The 18,049-nt window shown below is 63.2% G+C and carries 17 protein-coding genes; 7 read left to right on the top strand and 10 right to left on the bottom strand.

Annotation, left to right across the window (positions count from 1 at the left end; translation table 11 throughout):
* Nucleotides 1-14: 14 nt before the first annotated feature.
* Both RHO23_RS20380 and RHO23_RS20375 read right to left on the bottom strand, forming a co-directional pair.
* Nucleotides 15-2,807, bottom strand: a complete 2,793-nt coding sequence (locus RHO23_RS20380) for an RND family transporter (protein ID WP_423488244.1) — start codon at nucleotides 2,805-2,807, stop codon at nucleotides 15-17.
* 29 nt (nucleotides 2,808-2,836) lie between these two features.
* Nucleotides 2,837-3,256 (bottom strand): MmpS family transport accessory protein, encoded by a 420-nt coding sequence (locus RHO23_RS20375; protein WP_423489266.1) that lies wholly within the window; start codon nucleotides 3,254-3,256, stop codon nucleotides 2,837-2,839.
* Nucleotides 3,257-3,472: 216 nt separating this feature from the next.
* Here RHO23_RS20375 and RHO23_RS20370 point away from each other — a divergent pair, with 216 nt between their 5' ends.
* Nucleotides 3,473-4,093, top strand: coding sequence for a hypothetical protein (locus tag RHO23_RS20370; RefSeq protein WP_423488243.1), 621 nt, complete (start codon nucleotides 3,473-3,475; stop codon nucleotides 4,091-4,093).
* Between the two features lie 83 nt (nucleotides 4,094-4,176).
* The gene (locus tag RHO23_RS20365) at nucleotides 4,177-5,349 is read left to right on the top strand and encodes an NAD(P)/FAD-dependent oxidoreductase (RefSeq protein ID WP_423488242.1); all 1,173 of its coding nucleotides are present in this window, start codon (nucleotides 4,177-4,179) and stop codon (nucleotides 5,347-5,349) included.
* 4 nt (nucleotides 5,350-5,353) lie between these two features.
* On the opposite strand, the gene ppc is transcribed toward RHO23_RS20365, so the two are convergent.
* The 3 genes from ppc to RHO23_RS20350 all read right to left on the bottom strand — a co-directional run bounded on the left by ppc (nucleotide 5,354) and on the right by RHO23_RS20350 (nucleotide 10,208).
* On the bottom strand, nucleotides 5,354-8,143 hold the full coding sequence (gene ppc / locus RHO23_RS20360) for a phosphoenolpyruvate carboxylase (protein WP_070924007.1): 2,790 nt from the start codon (nucleotides 8,141-8,143) through the stop codon (nucleotides 5,354-5,356).
* Between the two features lie 72 nt (nucleotides 8,144-8,215).
* Nucleotides 8,216-9,049: a glycoside hydrolase family 16 protein gene (locus RHO23_RS20355; RefSeq protein ID WP_030097571.1), complete on the bottom strand. Its 834-nt coding sequence runs from the start codon at nucleotides 9,047-9,049 to the stop codon at nucleotides 8,216-8,218.
* 55 nt (nucleotides 9,050-9,104) lie between these two features.
* Entirely contained in the window at nucleotides 9,105-10,208 is a 1,104-nt protein-coding gene (locus tag RHO23_RS20350) for an NAD(P)/FAD-dependent oxidoreductase (RefSeq protein ID WP_423489265.1), read from the bottom strand.
* 133 nt (nucleotides 10,209-10,341) lie between these two features.
* Here RHO23_RS20350 and RHO23_RS20345 point away from each other — a divergent pair, with 133 nt between their 5' ends.
* Entirely contained in the window at nucleotides 10,342-11,592 is a 1,251-nt protein-coding gene (locus tag RHO23_RS20345) for a M20 family metallopeptidase (RefSeq protein WP_070932025.1), read from the top strand.
* Here the strand turns inward: RHO23_RS20345 and RHO23_RS20340 are convergent.
* Genes RHO23_RS20340 through RHO23_RS20325 form a run of 4 tightly spaced genes read right to left on the bottom strand, consistent with a single transcriptional unit; the run spans nucleotide 11,582 to nucleotide 14,474 of the window.
* Complete coding sequence (locus RHO23_RS20340; protein ID WP_423489264.1) at nucleotides 11,582-12,394, bottom strand: HpcH/HpaI aldolase/citrate lyase family protein; 813 nt, start codon at nucleotides 12,392-12,394, stop codon at nucleotides 11,582-11,584. The genes RHO23_RS20345 and RHO23_RS20340 overlap by 11 nt on opposite strands.
* Before the next feature lie 34 nt (nucleotides 12,395-12,428).
* A complete protein-coding gene (locus RHO23_RS20335; protein ID WP_423488241.1) occupies nucleotides 12,429-13,079 on the bottom strand; it encodes a thioredoxin domain-containing protein in 651 nt (216 codons plus the stop codon).
* 22 nt (nucleotides 13,080-13,101) lie between these two features.
* Nucleotides 13,102-13,593: a Dps family protein gene (locus tag RHO23_RS20330; RefSeq protein ID WP_046255297.1), complete on the bottom strand. Its 492-nt coding sequence runs from the start codon at nucleotides 13,591-13,593 to the stop codon at nucleotides 13,102-13,104.
* 38 nt (nucleotides 13,594-13,631) lie between these two features.
* Nucleotides 13,632-14,474, bottom strand: a complete 843-nt coding sequence (locus RHO23_RS20325) for a sigma-70 family RNA polymerase sigma factor (protein WP_070921277.1) — start codon at nucleotides 14,472-14,474, stop codon at nucleotides 13,632-13,634.
* Between the two features lie 72 nt (nucleotides 14,475-14,546).
* Between RHO23_RS20325 and RHO23_RS20320 the strand changes: the two genes are divergently transcribed.
* Together RHO23_RS20320 and RHO23_RS20315 are read left to right on the top strand one after the other, a co-directional pair.
* A complete protein-coding gene (locus tag RHO23_RS20320; RefSeq protein WP_070921276.1) occupies nucleotides 14,547-14,843 on the top strand; it encodes a hypothetical protein in 297 nt (98 codons plus the stop codon).
* Nucleotides 14,843-15,205, top strand: a complete 363-nt coding sequence (locus RHO23_RS20315; RefSeq protein ID WP_070921275.1) for a DoxX family protein — start codon at nucleotides 14,843-14,845, stop codon at nucleotides 15,203-15,205. Before RHO23_RS20320 ends, RHO23_RS20315 begins: the two co-directional genes overlap by 1 nt.
* Nucleotides 15,206-15,220: 15 nt before the next feature.
* On the opposite strand, the gene RHO23_RS20310 is transcribed toward RHO23_RS20315, so the two are convergent.
* Nucleotides 15,221-16,075 (bottom strand): LysR family transcriptional regulator, encoded by an 855-nt coding sequence (locus RHO23_RS20310; protein ID WP_057964622.1) that lies wholly within the window; start codon nucleotides 16,073-16,075, stop codon nucleotides 15,221-15,223.
* A gap of 71 nt (nucleotides 16,076-16,146) precedes the next feature.
* Between RHO23_RS20310 and RHO23_RS20305 the strand changes: the two genes are divergently transcribed.
* Both RHO23_RS20305 and nei2 read left to right on the top strand, forming a co-directional pair.
* On the top strand, nucleotides 16,147-17,154 hold the full coding sequence (locus tag RHO23_RS20305) for a bile acid:sodium symporter family protein (protein ID WP_070941629.1): 1,008 nt from the start codon (nucleotides 16,147-16,149) through the stop codon (nucleotides 17,152-17,154).
* A gap of 79 nt (nucleotides 17,155-17,233) precedes the next feature.
* On the top strand, nucleotides 17,234-17,998 hold the full coding sequence (gene nei2, locus RHO23_RS20300) for an endonuclease VIII Nei2 (RefSeq protein ID WP_423488240.1): 765 nt from the start codon (nucleotides 17,234-17,236) through the stop codon (nucleotides 17,996-17,998).
* Nucleotides 17,999-18,049 lie beyond the last annotated feature (51 nt).

The raw sequence follows: 18,049 nt of genomic DNA, 5'->3' as shown, positions 1-18,049 counted from the left end.
TCGGGGGCGCCTAGCTACTGGCAGTATACCCTCCTGGGTATAGGGTTGGTGCGTATTCTCAGCGGCCACCAGAACCATGGGCCGAGTAGCCCGGCTATGGACGGGGTCATCAGTGAGCGCACGATGAGTGTGTCGAACAGCAGACCTAGGCCGATCGTGCTTCCCGCCTGGCCGATCGAGCTCAAATCGCTTGCAGCCATGGACATCATGGTGAACGCGAACACCAGCCCCGCGGAAGTGACGACTCCGCCGGTTTCTCCCATTGAACGGATGATTCCAGTCTTGAGTCCCGCGCCGATCTCTTCCTGGAATCGGGATACGAGCAGTAGGTTGTAGTCGGAGCCGACAGCTAGCAGAATGATCAATCCGAAGACCGGCGCGATCCAGTTGAGCTCGAGGCCGAAAATGTGCTGCCACACCAGCACCGACAGCCCGAACGCAGCGCCGAGCGACAGCAGTACGGTGCCGACGATGACAAGTGAGGCGACCAGTGCCCGTGTGATGATCATCATCACAGCGAAAATCAGTGTCACGGCTGCGATTCCGACAATCAATAGGTCATAGCGAGAGCCGGATTGGATGTCGCGGTAGATCGCGGCGGTGCCGGTGAGGTAGAACTCGGCGTCGGTCAGGGAGGTTCCCTTGACAGCTTGATGGGCGGCCTCCAACTCGGAGATGACTGAGGAGATTCCCGCGGGGGTGGCCGGGTCCTTGTCGTGGGTGATGATGAAGCGCGCGGCTGTGCCGTCGGGGGACAGGAACAGCTTCAGCCCGCGCTGAAAGTCCTTATTCTGGAACGCTTCTGGTGGAAGATAGAAATAGTCGCCGCTCCGGGAGGCGTCGAAGGCCTGCCCCATCGCGCTGGCGGTGTCGGTCATCTGTGCCATCTGTGTCACCAGGTTCGAGAAGCTGCTGTGCATGGTCAGCAGGCTCGCGCGCATGGACTTGGCCACGGCGATGATCGGGGGGAATTGGGCCGCCATTTGCGGAATGATTGCGTCGGCGTCCCCGACGTCTGTGGTCAGTGTGCGCATCGTGTCGCTGAACGTGTCGACGCCATCGATGGCGTCGAACACCGAACGTATGGCAGAGCATGCCGGGATATCGAAACAGTGCTGATCCCAGTAGAGATAGTTGCGCAGCGGTCGTATCACGTCGTCGAAGTCGGCCAGATGGTCCCGAATCTGGTTGAGTGTTGCCGTCGCATCTGTCATGTCCGCGCTCATGCGGTGCGTTGTGTTGCCCATCTGGCTCAGCAGGGATCGCATGCGCTCCATGGAGCCGATCATGGAGCCGAGATCCTCACCCATGGTGAGCATGTCGGCTGCGCGGTCCCTCATGAACTGAAGATTCTGCTGGATCGGAATCGACTGGGCGCTGATCTGGAAAGGGATGGAGGTGTGCTCAATCGGGCCCCCCAAGGGGCGGGTGATGCTTTGTACCATGGCGATTCCGGGTGAACGGAACACGTCTTTGGCGATCTTGTCAAGAATGATCATGTCGCCGGAGTTGCGCATATCGTGATCACTCTCGATCATCAGAATGTCGGGATTCATTGTGGCGGCGGTGAAATGGCGTTCAGCGGCCGCGTAACCGACGTTCGAGGGCAGGTCGGCCGGTATGTAGAACCGGTCGTTGTAGCTGACCTTCATGGTCGGCATGATCGCGATACCGATGATCGCTATGCCCAGTGAGGCGGCGAGCACCGCGCCGGGCCAGCGCACGGTGGCGGTGCCGATACGCCGCCACCGCCGAACTTTCACGGCTCGTTTGGGTTCCAGCAGCCCGAACCTGGTTGCGAGCACGACGACGGCGGGCGCCGCGGTGAGGGCGCCTGCGACAACCACCAGCAGCCCCAGTGCAGAGGGGATGCCGAGGGCCTTGAAGTACGACAGTCGCGCGAGATGCAAACACAGCGTTGCACCGGCGATGGTCAGACCAGATCCCAGGATGATGTGGGCGGTTCCCCGGAACATGGTGTAGTACGCGGTTTCTTGATCCTGGCCGGCTTGGCGCGCTTCCTGATAGCGGCCGATGAGAAAGATGGCGTAGTCGGTTCCCGCGGCAATCGCCAACGAGGACAACATGGCCACCACGAATGTCGAGAATCCCAGGAGGTCGTAGTTACCGAGAATCGCGACAACACCTCTGGCGGTGCCCATCTCGAAGCCGACCATGACCAGAACCAGCAGCATCGTGCTGACGGAGCGGTACGTGATGAGGAGCATGATCATGATGACTGCGCCGGTCACGCCCATCATGATCAGCATGCTTTTGTCGGCGGCCTCATTCATGTCGGTGGTCAGCGCCGCCGGGCCGGTGACGTAAACCTTGAGGCCCGGCGGTGGCGGGGAGCTGTCCACGATTGCGCGGACCGCTGTCACCGACTTGTTGCCGAGCGTGCTGCCCTGGTCGCCAGCCAGATTGAGCTGCACATACGCGGCGTGACCGTCGCGGCTCTGAACACCGGAAGCCGTCAACGGGTCGCCCCACACGTCCTGAACGTGCTGAACGTGGTCAGTGTCTGTCCGCAGTGCGCGTACCAGGTTGTCGTAGTAGTGGTGTGCCGATGCGTCGAGCGGATTGTCGCTTTCCAGCACGATCATGGCCATGCTGTCGGAGTCAGATTCGTGGTACTTCTCGCCGATGTGCTTAGCCGCCATCATCGCCGGCGCGTCACGCGGCGACATCGTCACCGCGTGATCTCTTGCCACCGATTCAATGGGTGGCACAAGCAGGTTCACCGCCACGGTCAGTAGTAGCCAGGCCAGCACAATGGGGATGGCGAATCTGCGAACAAATCGCATGAAGGCAGGACGTTCTCGAGCAGGAGGGTTCATGCGGCTTTCACCAGACAGGAGATCTGGGCGTGGTGCCCGTCAGCAGACTGATCGTCTTCGATTCGGCCGTTCACGGTGATCCGGCACCCAATCGCGGCGCTATTGCCTTGCGCCACAACACTGGCAACAACCGCGGGTACGGTGGTTTCGATGGTGTAGGTCCAGGGCAAAGTGGTGAAATCGGCGGACTGTGGTTGCGCGTTCTTGTCGAGGTAGCTCACCGCACCCGTGGTGTCGGTGGGGCCGTAGATCTCGTATCGCACGTGTTTGATCGCCGACGGCGCGAGCGGCTGTGCGCTGCTGCCGGTGGCCGAGAATATGGGTTCGGAGCCGAACGCTCCCCGCAGGTGATTCACGGCGATTGCGCCGACACCGACCGCACATGCAACCACTGCCGCAACCCACGCGCGCCGCATCACCGCAACTATCGCTGTGCGCACCTTCTGGCCGCCTTTCTGTTGTAGATCAGATGCTTTCGGCGCCAACGTGTGCCCTCTTCGCCCGCATCGACTCTACAAATACCATACCCCCTACGGTATATGGACGGAATCTCATCCCGGGCTTATATACCGTAGGGGGTATGGTATAAACGGAAGGAGAACGAGTTTGTGAGCCGTGATGGGAGACGCCGAATGTCCACAGACAGTGGTTCTGCACAAGCCGACACGTTCGACGTGAGGGTGTGGCTCGACCCGGTGTGCCCGTTCTCCTGGAATACCGCGCGATGGCTGGACACACTCGCGGACCAGTCGGGCCTATCGATTAATTGGCAGCTGATGAACCTCGCGGTCTTGAATGAGGGCAGGGAGCTCCCGCCCGCACAACAAGCACGTATGGAGGACTCGCGACAGGTGGGTCGACTGATGGCCGGCGTCCATCGTGAGTTGGGTCAACAGGGCCTGCGCACCGCGTACTTCAGCTTCGGTGAACTGTATTTCGATGAGTCGATGCCCGTCGACGCATATCTGGTGGACCGGGTCCTGGCGGCGGTCGCACCCCACGGGGTGTCACGTGAATCGCTATCGGACAGTTCCCTCGATGCACTGGTCCGTTCCTCTCATGAGTCCGGGCAGCAGGCGTTGGGAGACGTCGGCGGCAGCCCGCTGTTGCAGATCAACGGCCGCACGTTCTTCGGCCCTGTGTTGACGGCATTGCCGGAGCGCGGCAACGCGCGTGCGCTTCTTGACGCGCTCACCGTGCTGGCGGGTGTGCCGGAGTTCACCCAGTTGCAGCGCCCGCGCCCGGCGCATTAAGCCCAGGCGGGGTCGCCACGTCTTACGTCCGTGAAAACAAACCGCCCGCATAGGGGCCTGTTCAGGAAGAGGGATCGCAGAACATGAAGAAGAAGGTTGTCATCCTGGGTGCCGGAATCGGCGGTCTGAGCGTGGTCAACGAATTCCGTCAGTCGCAGGTGCCACTGGGCGACCTCGACATCACCATCGTGGACGAAGACTTCGCGCACTTTCTGGGATTTACCTTGCCGTGGGTCATGAGGGGCTGGCGCGACGCGGCAAGTGTGCCGATACGGCCCAGCTCCGAGGCGCTGTCGGGGATAACCACTGTCACCGGTTCCGTCATCGGCATCGATCCCATTGCCCGCACCGTCACCCTTTCCGACGCATCGGCTCTGGACTTTGACGCGCTCATCATCGCCACCGGTGCGCGCAACGCCCTCGACAAGATTCCGGGCTTGAGTGAAGCAGCAGCACGAGGTGAGGCGGTGCACTACTACGGCGTCGATGCGGCCGGTGATGCCCGGCGCGCGATGGAAGGCTTCTCGGGGAGCAAGATCGTCTTCCTGGTGACTTCACAGCCTTACCGTTGTCCGGTGGCTCCGTATGAGGGCGCCCTACTGGCCTCGGACTTCTTGAACGACAAGAACATGCGATCGGCTGTCGAAATCAGCGTGTACACCCCGGAGAAGCACCCGATGCCCTCGGCCGGCCCTTACGCGGGACCGCAGCTGGTGCAGTTACTCAAGAACAACGGCATCACCTTCCACGGTGAACACACCACAGAACGCATCGACCCGGACGGAAAGGTTGTCGTGTTCGCCGACGGCACCACGGTGAGCTTCGACCTGTTGGTGTTCGTACCGCCTCACGAGCCGTCCGTGACCATCGACGGGCCGGAATGGATCGGCGTCGATGCGCAGACCATGCAAACGCCCTATGAGGGCATTTGGGCTATCGGTGACACCGTATCGGTGACATCACCGTCCGGCAGGCCACTGCCGAAGGCGGCCATCTTTGCCAAGAACGGTGCAAAAGCGGCTGCCCAAAACGTGCTGCACTATCTCGAGAGGTCCGACCGGACCGCAGCACTTTCGGGTCTGGGGTACTGCTACCTCGATACCGGGCAACATCGTGCGGCACAAGGCAAAGGCGACTTCTTCACACTGCCGCATCCGGAGATCACCCTCACCGAGCCTTCCGCCGGTCAGCATCGTGACAAACAAGAAGAGGAAGCGCAATGGCGCAACATGTGGGAGTCACGTTCCGGCGCTTGATATCTCAGCCGCTGTTGCGCAGTGCGGTGGCCAGACCGCTCATCGTGAGCAGTATGCCGCGCTGCACCAGCTCGTCCTGATCGCCGGATCGGTACCGGCGCAGCAGTTCCACCTGTAGGTGGTTGAGCGGCTCCAGGTAGGGAAAACGGTTGAACACCGACCGTGCCAGCGCCGGGTTGTCGGCAAGCAGATCCTCATGCCCGGTGATCAATTGATGCATGGCAATGGTTCTGTCGTGCTCGGCCACGATCTTGTCGAACACCCGGTGCCGCAGTGCTTCATCGTCGACGAGTTCGGCATAGCGGGCCGCTAATCCCATGTCTGACTTGGCCAGCACCTGGGCCATGTTGGACAGGACCGTCTGAAAGAATGGCCACCGACGGTAGAGCTGTTGCAGCACCTCGAGCCGTCCGTCACCTTCGGCGATCCACTGTTCGATCGCCGCGCCCGTGCCGTACCAGCCGGGCAGCATCACCCGCGACTGGCTCCAGGCCAAAACCCAGGGGATGGCGCGTAGGTCGGCGATCGATGTGGTGGGCTTCCGGGAGGTTGGGCGACTGCCGATGTTCAGCGCGCCGATTTCGTTGACCGGCGTCGATGCCTTGAAATATTCGACGAAGCCGGGTGTTTCGTGCACCAACTCGCGGTAGGTGCTTTGGGCGCGCGCGGCAAGGTCATCGAGTATTTCGTATGCCGCGCCCGCCGCCTCTCCCAATCCTTCGACATCGAGCAGCGTCGACTCCAGGGTTGCGGCCAACAGCGTCTCGAGGTTGCGGTGGGCCGCGCGTGGTTCGGCGTACTTGGCGGCGATCACCTCGCCCTGCTCGGTGATACGAAGTGATCCGGATACCGCCCCGGGCGGTTGGGCCAGAATGGCGTCGTAACTCGGACCGCCACCGCGTCCTACGGTGCCGCCGCGGCCGTGGAAGAGCCGCAATCGGATTCCGTTCCTGCGGGCAGATTCCACCAGGTCCAGTTCGGCGCGGTACAGGGCCCAGTTGGCAGCCAAGTAGCCGCCGTCCTTGTTGGAGTCCGAGTACCCGAGCATGACCTCTTGGCTTTCGCCTCGAGCTGCCACCAGTGCCCGGTAAAGCGGAAGCTCCAGGGCTGCTTCGAGAATGGCGGATCCACGCTGTAGGTCGTCAATTGTCTCGAACAGCGGCACAATGCCCACCGGACAGAACGGTCGTGGCCGTGACGCGTCCAGCAATCCTGCTTCCTTCAGGAGGATTGCCGCTTCCAGCATGTCCGAAACCGACTGGCACATCGAGATGATGTAATTGGGCACCGCCCTGGGGCCGTAGGTCTGAACCGCTCGCGCGGCGGCTGCCACGATGTCGAGTTCCTTGCGGGCAAGCTCGGAGAGCTCGGCGCCTTCGCCGATCAAGGGGCGGCGGGTACGTAGCTCGGTGACAAGTACTTCGATGCGCTGCGGCTCCGAGAGCGATCGGTAGTCGGAGTGCACACCGGCCCAGGCAAGCAACTCGGAAACCACCTCTTCGTGGACATCCGAGTTCTGCCGCATGTCCAGCCCACTGAGATGAAAACCGAAGACATGAACGGACTCTCGCAGCGTACGCAGTCGATCGTCCGCCAGCACCACGCTGCCGTGCGCGCGCAACGAAGCGTCCACGATGTCGAGGTCTCGCAGTAGTTCGTCCGGTGTGCGGTACGGAATCAGGTCAAGATCCAGACCGTGCTCGGGCAGCTGGTCAAGGATATTCGCGGCCGTCGCGGTGAGGCGCGCGTGGATGACGCGTAGTGCACGACGGTAGGGCTCGTCTGCCCGGTCGGTTTCGCCGCCCTGCTCGGCCAATGCGATCAGATCGGCGGAGACTGTGACCAGGCGGACGGATAGGGATAACTCCTGCTCCAGTGCCACCAATTGTTCGAAGTAGTAGGCGATCGCCGTCTGTGCGGCACTACTTGTCGCAAGATGCACTACCTCGGCGGTGACGTTCGGATTTCCGTCCCGGTCACCACCGATCCACGATCCGGGCCGCAGAATCGGCTCGCTGAGCAACTCGGCATCCGGCCACCGGCGGCGTAGCGCCGTGCGGATCTCGGCGTTGATCTCAGGTATCACCTCGAAGAAGGAGGCCTGGTAGTAGCGCAGCCCCACGGCGATTTCGTCTTGAATCTTCAACCGGGACAACCGGATCAATGCCGTCTGCCACAGTGTGAGAATGTGCCGCTGAAGTTCGTGCTCGATATCCCGGCCGGTTTCGGTCTGCGACAGTCCCTGCATGCGCAGCCGCATGAGCTCGGTGATGCGATGCTGGGTGTCGAACACGGTACGTCGGCGGGTCTCGGTCGGGTGAGCGGTAATAACCGGCGACACCAGCGCGCCGGTGAGAGCGTGTGCTACGCGATCCGAAGTAAGTTGTGCGGCATCGAGTTTGAGGTACGTGGCGGCGAGGCTACTGTCCTGTGGCGGCGCGCCCGCGGCGACGTGCACGGCCCGCCGGCGCTCTCGATGGATATCCTCGGCCACATTGGCCAGCAGCGCGAAATGGGTGAAAGCCCGAATCACGGGGATGGCTCGGTGGATGTCGACGCCGTCGAACAGCTGCGCCAGTTCGGCGCGATCGATCTCTGATCGGCGCACCCTGAACGACTCCACTCGCGCCCGCTCCACGAGCTCGAAGACTTCGTTGCCGCACTGCTCACGCACCGTAAGACCCAAGATGGTGCCCAGCAGCCGGATGTCTTCACGCATCGGCTCGGTGGCCTCGCGGCCCACCTGTGTCCGGGTGACGGCGCCTATCGGTGCAAGATCCGTAACCTCAGCCATGGATCGAGTATCCGTGGCAACGCCGCCGCTCGCACGATGAGCGCCGATGATGAGACGAGATCGGCAGCTGAGCTACCAGACCCTGATCCAGTCGACGAGCATCTCCGCGGGGTAGGTGCCGCCGCGCGGATCACCACCGCCGGATCCGGCCACGGCCAGGTTCAGCACCGCGAAAGCCTTGTGTCCGGGATTGTTGAACGGCCAGTCCGCCAGGGAGTTGGCCGGGACATCGAAGTACGGCGCCGCCCCGTCGGTGTAGTCCCGCCAGAAGCGAATCCCCTTGTCGTCCCACTGGGTGCGCCAGGTGTGCCAGCCGCTGTCCAGGGTCAGATTGTGGGTCTTCCATTCCGAGCCGTTTGCCTTGGCGTGCACTGTAGTTGCGGCCGGCCAGCTGCCGTTGCCGTACCACTCGACGATGTCGATTTCACCGTCCTGGTCGCTGCCGAGCCAGAACGCGGGCCACGCGCCCGGGGTCAGGCAGTTGAACTTGATACGCGCTTCCCAGGTGTAGCCGATACCAAGTTCGGTGGTGCTGTAGATCTTGCCGCCGTAGTAGGTGTTGCCTTCCTTGGCGGCCTTGATGACCAGATTCGAGTTGCCGTCGATGTAGACATTCTTGCGATCGTCGCGGTACTGGCCGACGTTCTCAGGGAGCTCCCAAAACGTCGGGTCCTTCATGGACTCGCGCGCCTTCGAAACAGCCCATTTGGACCCGTCGGGCGCCGACCCGGCCGGGCCGTCGAACTCGTCGACGAAGACGTACTTGCCGGTGGGGGGTGCCGCTGGCGGCCGGTTGGGCGGGTTCTGTGGTGCGGGTTGCGCCCACGCCTGCGGCATAGAAGCCGCTGCTGCCAACATGCCAAGCCCTGAGAACGCCATCATCCGGCGCCGATCCATATTCACCATCGACGCCGACGATAACAGGATTCGCTCGGCGCGGTCCGGGTCTGCGGGACGGCCGCTAGCGGCTGGCGCGCAGCGACTCGCGACCGGGCGACAGCATGGCCGCGTCCACTCCGCGAGTGGCCAGATCTTGTGGAACCGGGCACTGTGCGGCCAGCGCGGCCCCAACCCGCGCGAGCGCCGGGGCCATCTGGATGCCGTAGCCACCCTGAGCGGCGTACCAGAAAAAGCCCTCGATATCCGGGTCTTCTCCGACAACCGGCGTGCGATCGGGGGTGAAGGAGCGCAACCCCGCCCATGCGGAATTCACGGTCCGGATACCGAGGGTGGTGGCCTCGTTGATCATCCCGATCGCCCGCGCCATCTCCAGCTCGTCCGGTCGGGGGTCGCCGGGCGCCTGGAGCGTCTCGTCGGCGGGCGAGCACAGGAACTGGGCGCCGTCGGGTTTGAAATAGAAGGTGTCTGACGTGTCCAGTGTCATAGGAATCGAGCCGGCAGACCTCTCCTGCGGCGCGGACACCATGAATGCGGTACGCCGAAGCGGCATGATCCCCACCGGCTGCGCGCCCATCACGTGCGCAAGTTCATCGCACCAGGCGCCGGCGGCATTCACGACGGTTTCCGCTTCAAATTGCCGTCCGGATGAGTCCCTCAGGACCCACCTGCCCTGATGACGGGTGCCACTCACGATGGGCGCCGACTTGACGATGCTTCCGCCGCGGCGGCGCAGCCCGCGCACGTAGCCCTGGTGCAGCCCGTGAACGTCCAGCTCCATCGGAGTCATATCGATGGTCGCTAAGCGGGTGTGTCCGGGACGCAGGTACGGGTTGATCTCCTCGGCAACCGCGCCATCGACCAACTCCGTATGGCACCCCTGGAGCAGGGCCTGGCCATGTAGTTCACGCAGCGTCTCCGCATGCGCGTCATCGGCGATGATCAGCAGCGGTAAGGATGTGGCGAGCGGAGCTTCGAAGCCCTCGCGTGGTTCGGTGAAGAAGTCGCGGCTTGCCGCCGTCAACATCCGGATGACGGGATTTCCGTAGTTCTCGATGAAGGTGGCCGCAGACCTTCCGGTGGTGTGAAACGCCAGCGTCGATTCGCGTTCCAACAATGCGACGGTTTGATCTTCAGCCAACTCATAGGCAATCGACGCACCCGACATCCCGCCTCCAACGACAATGGTGTCGACAGACAATTCGGTATCGATGGACTGGCTCACATGTCCGAGGGTAGGTCGTAACGACCGCCGTATGGTCGGTCTGAGACGCAGCAACACACAGAGTGGGAGAGGCCGGATGACGATCACGCTGCCCGACAACTGGGCGGACGCTTTGGGGGATTTGGCCGACTTCTACCGCGACCTGCATCAGCACCCGGAACTCTCTTTTCAGGAACACCGGACCGCGGCGAAGATCCAGGAGGCGATTGCGCCGCTCGGGCTGGAGGTGACATCGGGCGTCGGCGGCACTGGAGTTGTGGCCGTGCTGCGCAACGGATCCGGTCCGGTGGTGTGGCTGCGAGCCGACTTCGACGCACTCCCGGTGCAGGAGCAGACCGGCCTTCCCTACGCGAGCACCGTCCGTGCCACCAACCCGGACGGCAGGGATGTTCCCGTCATGCACGCGTGCGGGCACGATATGCATGTCACCGCACTGGTGGGAGCCCTTCGGCTACTGAATGAACTCAAGACCGCGTGGTCGGGAACGGTGGTCGCGGTTTTTCAACCCGCCGAGGAGGTGGGCGGGGGTGCGAAGGCGATGATCGCTGACGGCATCCTGGATCGGTTCCCCAAGCCCGAGGTCGTTCTCGGTCAACACGTCGGCCCGTTGCCGGCCGGGATGATTGCGTACAAGACGGGCACGGCACTGGCCGCCTCGGACTCGCTCAAGATGCAACTGTTCGGGCGGGGTGGCCATGGCTCGCAACCGGAATCGACCGTCGATCCGGTGGTGATGGCCTCGAATGTGGTGCAGCGTCTCCAGACCATCGTGTCGCGCGAGCTGTCCCCTTTCGAACCCGCCGTGGTGACCGTCGGTTACCTGCATGCGGGGGCAAAGGACAACATCATCCCCGACGATGCAGAACTCGGCATCAATGTCCGTACCTTCAACGAGGAGGTGCGGCGCAAGACGCTGGCGTCGATCACGCGGATCGCTCAGGCCGAGTCGACGGCTTCAGGTGCTGACAAGGAACCGGCGGTGACGCCGCTGCACACCTTCCCGATCACCGTCGTCGACAACGCGGCGATGCAGGCGATTGCCGCGGTGTTCCGTGAGCATTTCGGTGCCGCGCGGGTGATCGAGTCTCCGAATCCGCTGGCAGGCAGTGAGGATGTGGGATTTTTCGGCACCGAAGCCGGTGTCCCCACCGCGTTCTGGTTCTGGGGTGGGTACGAGCAACAGCGTTTCGAGGACGCCGCGGCGGCCGGAAAGCCGGTGCCGTCCAACCATTCTCCGGAGTTCGCGCCGGTGCTGGAGCCGACGCTCAGCACCGGGGTTGAGGCGCTCACCGTGGCGGCATTGTCGCGGTTGACCGCTACGGCGTGATCAAGCCCAGCATCTGCGCGCGCTCCAGAATGATCCGGGCGCGATTGAGCCGGGGTAGGTCGCTACCGTCCTGCGGCTTTCCCCCGTGTCTGTTGAACTGCTCTACGAAGTTCTGAGCCCACGCAATGTCGTCATCGGACGGGCTCAAACCCTTGTTGATGGTGTCGGCATCGGATGAGTGCAGTGCCAGCTTTCCCGTCATACCCATGCGGCGAGTCAGCGCTACTCCCTCGGCCAGCTCGGCCGGTTCGCGCGTTGGTCCGTCGATCGGACCCGGGAGGTGTGCAGCGCGCGAGGCCACCACAAGCTGGGATCTGCTGTAGGCCAGGGCCAATGGGTCTGGATCGACACCGATATCGAGTGTGTAGTCATTGACACCGAAGGCAATACGAAAGCAGGGACGAGCCGCCGCGATGTCGTGTACGCGGGACAGGCCTCGCGCGGTCTCGATCAGCGCGATCACGGGAGTTTCGCCACCGAGGCGGTTGGCGGTGTCCCACATATGATTTCCGCCCTCGGTCTTGGCCAGCACCACACCCTTGAGGCCCTGGGCCTCCGCGAGCGTTCGACAGTCGGCCGACCAGAAATCACTGGAAGCATCGTTCACACGCACCCAGGCGCGCCCGCCTGAGTTGAGATATGCCAGCACGCGTGCGCGTGCCGACTCTTTCTCATTCGGTGCGACGGCGTCCTCCAGGTCCAAGATCACCTCGTCGGCATGTGTGGATGCGACCGCGGCACCGAGGTCGGGCTCCCGGGAAGGATTGACCAGAAGCCATGAGCGTGAAACCTTCGAGTTCACTGCCACCTCACCAGTATTTCGCAGAGCGACGCCGTTACCGCGGGATGCGATCTAGCCAAGCCGATTCTCCATCAACGGGTTGATTGTCGATGACAACCATGGGCACACCGGATTTGGGAAAGGCGCGCAGCAGCGGCAGATTGTTCGCCGCGATGGCACGGGCATCAAAGGCCACTGGCAGTCCGACCCTGATCAGATCCTGTGCGCTCTGGGGCGCATCGACCCGGGCGGCCAGCCCAGCCAGCTGGTCGTTGCTCAGGTCCGTGTCACCTTCCTCCTCGGGCTGCTGGTCCTTGGCGTAGAACTCTCGGATGAAGCGCCAGGTGATATCGCTTGACCGGGACTGATCGGCGACCACGAAGCTGGCATAGATCGCACGGCTGTCGTATGTGCCGCTGGCAGAGTACTTATCGAGGAAGTCCACGAACCTGAGGTTGACGTGCAGCTTGCCGGACTCGATGCGCCGCCCGATCTCCTCGCCCTGACTCTGAACCATCTTCCCGCTGTAAGGGCACAACGGGTCCAGGTAGAGATCGATCTGCCCCGGGGCAGCCGGGTCGCCGAGGGACAACACATCCCCGGCGGGCGACGCATCGGCCGCGTGTGCCAGTCCGGCGTTGGGGCCAAGGACCAGTACCGCGGTCAATAGACCGATGATCGTTGCGAAGCGCTTCACTGCATGCATCGGTCCATCATCGCTCAGCCGGCTACACCTTCCGGTTCTCGGACTTGATCAGCCAGGCCAGCTTCTCCAAGCCGTCGATGAGCTGGTGCAGGATGTCGGCGGTGGTGGGGTCCTCGTCATCCACCGCGTCGTGTACTGCGCGCAGCGTCTTTACCGTGGCATAGATGCGGGTGGTGATCAGGTCGACGACATCACCGGTGCTGCGTTCATAGGGCGGAAATTCCGGCAGTGTCGTGCTCGCCGCGACAGTGTCGGATCGGCCGTCGGGCAGCGCATCGAGCGCGCGCATGCGCTCGGCGACGGTGTCGCTCGATTCGCGGGCGAAGTCGACCAATTCGTCGAGTTGCAGGTGCAGATCGCGAAAATTGCTGCCCACGACATTCCAGTGCGCCTGCTTACCCTGCAGATGCAGTTCGATCAGGTCGACCAGGACCTGTTGCAGACTCGCGCTCAGTGCGGCGGAGGCCTGAAAGTTGGTGACGTCGGATTCGGGGGTACGGGTTGTGTTCGGCATGTCAGGTGCAACCTGGTCTAATCTGGATCTATTCCAGATTAGATCGATAGTTCGGCGCTGTTACGCGCATAGGGCGCGATGTCGATACGGGTGATCAGTCCGTCGCGGATGTCCATTCGGATGATGGCGAAGGGGTGGCCGCCCGGCGCGATGACGGCACCCGGCCTGCCGTCGACGAAAAGCGTTGTCGCCACGGCGATGCGGTCGACGAAGGTGCGCGTTTCCTCGGCGACGGCTCGGGCGCCCTGCACGAGTGTCGCTGTGTCGCTGGGGATGAGTGAGCGGTCGACCGTGCGGACCACATCGGGTGCCATCAGCGTGATCAGGCGCTCGATGTTGCCGCCGCGGGCGGCCGACAGGAAGGCATCGACGATCGCCGATTGGTTCGGAACGTCGCGGGTCTGCACCGGGTCCGCGGTATCGAGGCGCAGTCGCGCCCGGCTGGCGAGCTTCTTAGCAGAGAGGGCAGTGGTATCAAGCGCTGCGGCGATGTCTTCGAACGGTACGGAAAACAGGTCGTGTAAGACGTAGGCCACACGCTGTTTGGGGGACAATTCGCCGAGCACCACGAGTAGTGCACGCGAAACCTGCTCGCGCTTCAGGAAGTCCTCATCGGCGCCGAGCTGCGTGCCCGGGAGGTGTTCGGCAGTCAGGGGAATCTCCCCATGCCGCTCGCGCACCCGTAGCTGATCGAGGCAGAGCCGGGCCGTGACCGTGGTGAGCCACGCGTCGAGACTGTCCACCGCGTTGAGGTCGGCCGATTGTGCCCGGATCCACGCAGCCTGTACGGCGTCCTCGGCATCGTGGTGCGAACCCAGGATCCGGTGCGCCACAGACAGCAGCCGTGGCCGTGCGGCCTGGAATCTTTCCGTGAGATCCACGAGGTCACCTTTCCGTCATGCCGGTCGTCAAGAGGGGTGAGGTCAACGAAACCGACTAGAGAGGAGGCACAGATGAGCGTACAGATGGTCCGCTTCAGCACAGATGCCGAACGGGTGCACGAGGTTGAGGATGCGATCGCGGCGTTGTTCACAGCGGTGAGCGCGGCGGCCCCCACGGGCATGACCTACACGGCAGGCAGGGTCGGAGATGGCCCCGACTTCGTATTCCTGCTGCAGCTCGCCGAGGGGGTCGACAATCCACTCCTGGGCATCCCGGATGCGCTCGACTTCCGCGGTAGGGTCGCCGGATGGGCGGTTGAACCTGTTGCACCCCAACATTTCACCGTGCTGGGAAGGTATGAGGGCTGATGTCGGTTCTCGGAATTGGGCTGTGGGTGACGACGGTCCTCTGCGTTATCGCCAATGGATTCGAGGTGGTGGCCAAGGCCGTCAAGGCACAGTTCGTGGTGCAGAACTCCGGTGAAGTGGGATTGGCCCCGCGCTGGATTCCCTATCTCGCGGTGATCGAAGGAGCCGGGGTGGCCGGCCTGATCATCGGGCTGGCCGGCGTGCGCCCGATAGGCCTTGCCGCGGCAATTGGGCTGGTGGCGTTCTTCATTGGCGCTGTGGGTGCGCATATCCGCAGCAATGTGCTGCACAACATCGCCTTCCCCGGTGTGTTCCTGGCACTTGCGGTGGGGTCGCTGGCCTACTTCGCGCTACCGGTCTAGGGCCTAAGGGCAGGGTCACCGATGTAGCCGGTGCGTGCTGGCGATGATCGCGTCACACAATGCCTGTTCGGGTTCGGACAGCACGCTGCGTCGACGCACCAGCACGAACTCCAGCTCGCCAAGGTCGGGCAGGCTGTCATCGCGAACCGTGACAAGGCCTTCGGGCAGAAGGGATTCGGCGTGTGAGATGACACCCATACCTGCCAAGGCCGCTGCCCGCAGCCCCAGCTGACTGTCGCTCACACAGGTGATGCGCCAGGTGCGGCCTTCCCGCTCGAGTGCGCGCAGTGCCGCATGCCGCGTAAGGCTCGGCGGGGGATAGGTGACGATGGGCACCGGGTCGCGCACGTCATGCGTATTGGGCCGGCCCGCCCACACCAGCCTGTCGCGCCAGAGCAATTCGCCATGCTTTTCACCCGGCAGGCGCTTGGCCACCATCAGATCCAGCTCGCCCGCGGTCATGCGTGTCTTGAGGTACTCGCTGAGCCCCACGACCAGCTCCAGATCCACACCGGGGTGGGAGTCCTGAAACTCGACGAGGACATCGGGCAGCTCACGGGCCACTAGGTCATCGGAGGCGCCGAGCCGGATGAGTCCGGTCAGCTCCGAACTCGCGAAGTAGCGATCGGCCTGGCTCTGGGCGTCCAGGATGGATCGGGCGAAGCCGACCATCGCGGCACCGTCGGCGGTCAACGACAGATTGCGGGTATCGCGGCGAAACAGCTCCCGGCCGACGGACTGCTCCAGCCGCGCGATATGTCCGCTCACGGTGGACTGGCGCAGCCCGAGAATACGTCCGGCGGCGGTGAATCCCCCGGCTCTTTCGACGGTCAGGAAGGTCCGCAGCAGTTCAGGATCCAGCACATCCATCACGGTACGCGTTCATAGATATCGCTTCTATCGGCTTTCATAATTAGTTCCTGCGCTCGTACTGTGGCGTAGTGACGTGGCTGGCCAAACTCCGCATTGACGGATTCCTACTCGGACTGTTCGCTGCCATGGGGATTGGGCTGCTGCTCCCCGCGCGCGGCGACGCGGCCGATGTCCTGGACTGGGCAACCAAGATCGCCATCGCGGTGCTGTTCTTCCTCTACGGAACCCGATTGGAACCGCGCGAGGCGATCGAGGGCCTCAAGCACTGGAAACTGCACACCACGGTGTTGGCGGCGACCTATGTCCTGTTCCCCCTGCTGGGCCTGGCGATGCGGCTGTTGGTGCCCTCGGTGCTGACCAACGACCTCTACACCGGTGTGCTGTACCTGTGTCTGTTGCCCTCGACGGTGCAATCCTCGATCGCGTTCACATCCATCGCCCGCGGCAACGTCGCGGCCGCGGTGGTGAGCGCCTCGTTGTCGAATATGTTGGGCGTCTTCATGACTCCGGTCTTGGTGATGCTGCTCATGCAGACCACCGGGGAGGCGGCGGTCTCACCCACCGCGATCCTGGAGATCGTGGTGCAACTGCTGTTGCCTTTCGTCGCGGGCCAGTTGTTGCGCCCCAAGCTGTATCGAATCCTGTCCCACACCACGCTCACCAAGGTCGTCGATCGTGGATCTGTCTACTTGGTGGTCTACGCGGCCTTCAGCGCCGGGATGGTCGAGCATGTGTGGCAGGGTCTGCAGATCTCCCGCTTGTTGGCCGTGTTCGCGGTCAGCATCGTGCTGCTGGCGGTGGTGCTGGGTGTCACAGCGGGGGCCGCACGGCTACTACGGTTCGACCGGGCCGACCGCATTGTCGTGATCTTCTGTGGCTCCAAGAAGAGCTTGGCGACCGGATTGCCCATGGCGACCGTGTTGTTCGCGGGTCACCCGGTGGGCTTGATCGTGCTGCCACTGATGATCTTCCACCAGATTCAACTGATCACCTGCGCGGCCCTAGCGGGACGGTGGGGACGGGCCCAGAGTTCCGATGCGGCAACCGTCGGAGACGAGACCGTCTCTGCCGCCTGATCTTTGCGTATAGCGGCTTCGCTATCACGCCGGTGCGGAGTTGGGTAGCCTGTGACGGCTAGCGCAAGGAGGCCTCGGAATGCCAGAAGGCGACACGGTTTTCCGAACGGCGCGGCGCCTGGGCGATGCGCTGACCGGCCGGGTGCTCACGGGCTGCGATATCCGTGTTCCACGTTTCGCGACCGTCGATTTGAGTGGAGAACGCGTGGACGGCGTGGTTGCGCGCGGAAAGCACCTGTTCATTCGGGCCGGCTGGGCCAGCATTCACTCGCATCTGAAAATGGATGGCAGCTGGCGAATCGTGTCCGCTCGGGAGTCCGTACCCACGTGGGACCATCGAATCAGAGCGGTACTGAGGACGGACGATTCGGTGGCCCTCGGAGTCAGCCTGGGTGTTCTCGATGTGGTCAAGCGGGGACGGGAAAACGACATCGTGGGTCATCTGGGCCCGGATCTTCTTGGGGCAGATTGGGATCCGTCGGTCGCCTTGGAGCGATTGATGGCGCGAGCAGATGACGAGCTGAGTTCGACGCTTCTCGATCAGAGAGTCATGGCGGGTATTGGCAACGTGTATTCCAACGAACTGTGTTTTCTGGCTGGGATGCTGCCCACCTCACCGGTGCGGGACCTCACCGACCCCGAGCGATTCATCGAGCGTGCCCAGGCGTTGTTGCATGCGAACAAGGACAGCCATCGCAGGACTACGACCGGTGATCCGCGCCCCGGCCGTGAACTGTGGGTTTACGGCCGGCATGGAAGGCCGTGCCGCCGTTGCGGAACCCGGATCACGCGTGATCAGGCCCTGCCGCGCGTGACATATTGGTGCCCCAATTGCCAGCGGTGACGTGACGCCGCGTACCCGGGCGCCAGTTCCCCCGGGGTGTCGGAGGGCTGG

The sequence above is a fragment of the Mycobacteroides sp. PCS013 genome (assembly GCF_049532645.1).
In the GTDB taxonomy this organism is placed as follows: domain Bacteria; phylum Actinomycetota; class Actinomycetes; order Mycobacteriales; family Mycobacteriaceae; genus Mycobacterium; species Mycobacterium gwanakae.
Note: the sequence above shows the minus strand (reverse complement) of the source record. Positions and strands in the feature narration are given on the sequence as shown.

What these genes read in the sequence shown, in the direction of transcription:
- RHO23_RS20380 (WP_423488244.1), bottom strand. Translation starts at nt 2,807, where the DNA reads ATGCGATTTGTTCGCAGATTCGCCATCCCCATTGTGCTGGCCTGGCTA.
- RHO23_RS20375 (WP_423489266.1), bottom strand. Translation starts at nt 3,256, where the DNA reads ATGCGGCGCGCGTGGGTTGCGGCAGTGGTTGCATGTGCGGTCGGTGTC.
- RHO23_RS20370 (WP_423488243.1), top strand. Translation starts at nt 3,473, where the DNA reads ATGTCCACAGACAGTGGTTCTGCACAAGCCGACACGTTCGACGTGAGG.
- RHO23_RS20365 (WP_423488242.1), top strand. Translation starts at nt 4,177, where the DNA reads ATGAAGAAGAAGGTTGTCATCCTGGGTGCCGGAATCGGCGGTCTGAGC.
- ppc (WP_070924007.1), bottom strand. Translation starts at nt 8,143, where the DNA reads ATGGCTGAGGTTACGGATCTTGCACCGATAGGCGCCGTCACCCGGACA.
- RHO23_RS20355 (WP_030097571.1), bottom strand. Translation starts at nt 9,049, where the DNA reads ATGGTGAATATGGATCGGCGCCGGATGATGGCGTTCTCAGGGCTTGGC.
- RHO23_RS20350 (WP_423489265.1), bottom strand. Translation starts at nt 10,208, where the DNA reads ATGTCGGGTGCGTCGATTGCCTATGAGTTGGCTGAAGATCAAACCGTC.
- RHO23_RS20345 (WP_070932025.1), top strand. Translation starts at nt 10,342, where the DNA reads ATGACGATCACGCTGCCCGACAACTGGGCGGACGCTTTGGGGGATTTG.
- RHO23_RS20335 (WP_423488241.1), bottom strand. Translation starts at nt 13,079, where the DNA reads ATGCATGCAGTGAAGCGCTTCGCAACGATCATCGGTCTATTGACCGCG.
- RHO23_RS20330 (WP_046255297.1), bottom strand. Translation starts at nt 13,593, where the DNA reads ATGCCGAACACAACCCGTACCCCCGAATCCGACGTCACCAACTTTCAG.
- RHO23_RS20320 (WP_070921276.1), top strand. Translation starts at nt 14,547, where the DNA reads ATGAGCGTACAGATGGTCCGCTTCAGCACAGATGCCGAACGGGTGCAC.
- RHO23_RS20315 (WP_070921275.1), top strand. Translation starts at nt 14,843, where the DNA reads ATGTCGGTTCTCGGAATTGGGCTGTGGGTGACGACGGTCCTCTGCGTT.
- RHO23_RS20310 (WP_057964622.1), bottom strand. Translation starts at nt 16,075, where the DNA reads ATGGATGTGCTGGATCCTGAACTGCTGCGGACCTTCCTGACCGTCGAA.
- nei2 (WP_423488240.1), top strand. Translation starts at nt 17,234, where the DNA reads ATGCCAGAAGGCGACACGGTTTTCCGAACGGCGCGGCGCCTGGGCGAT.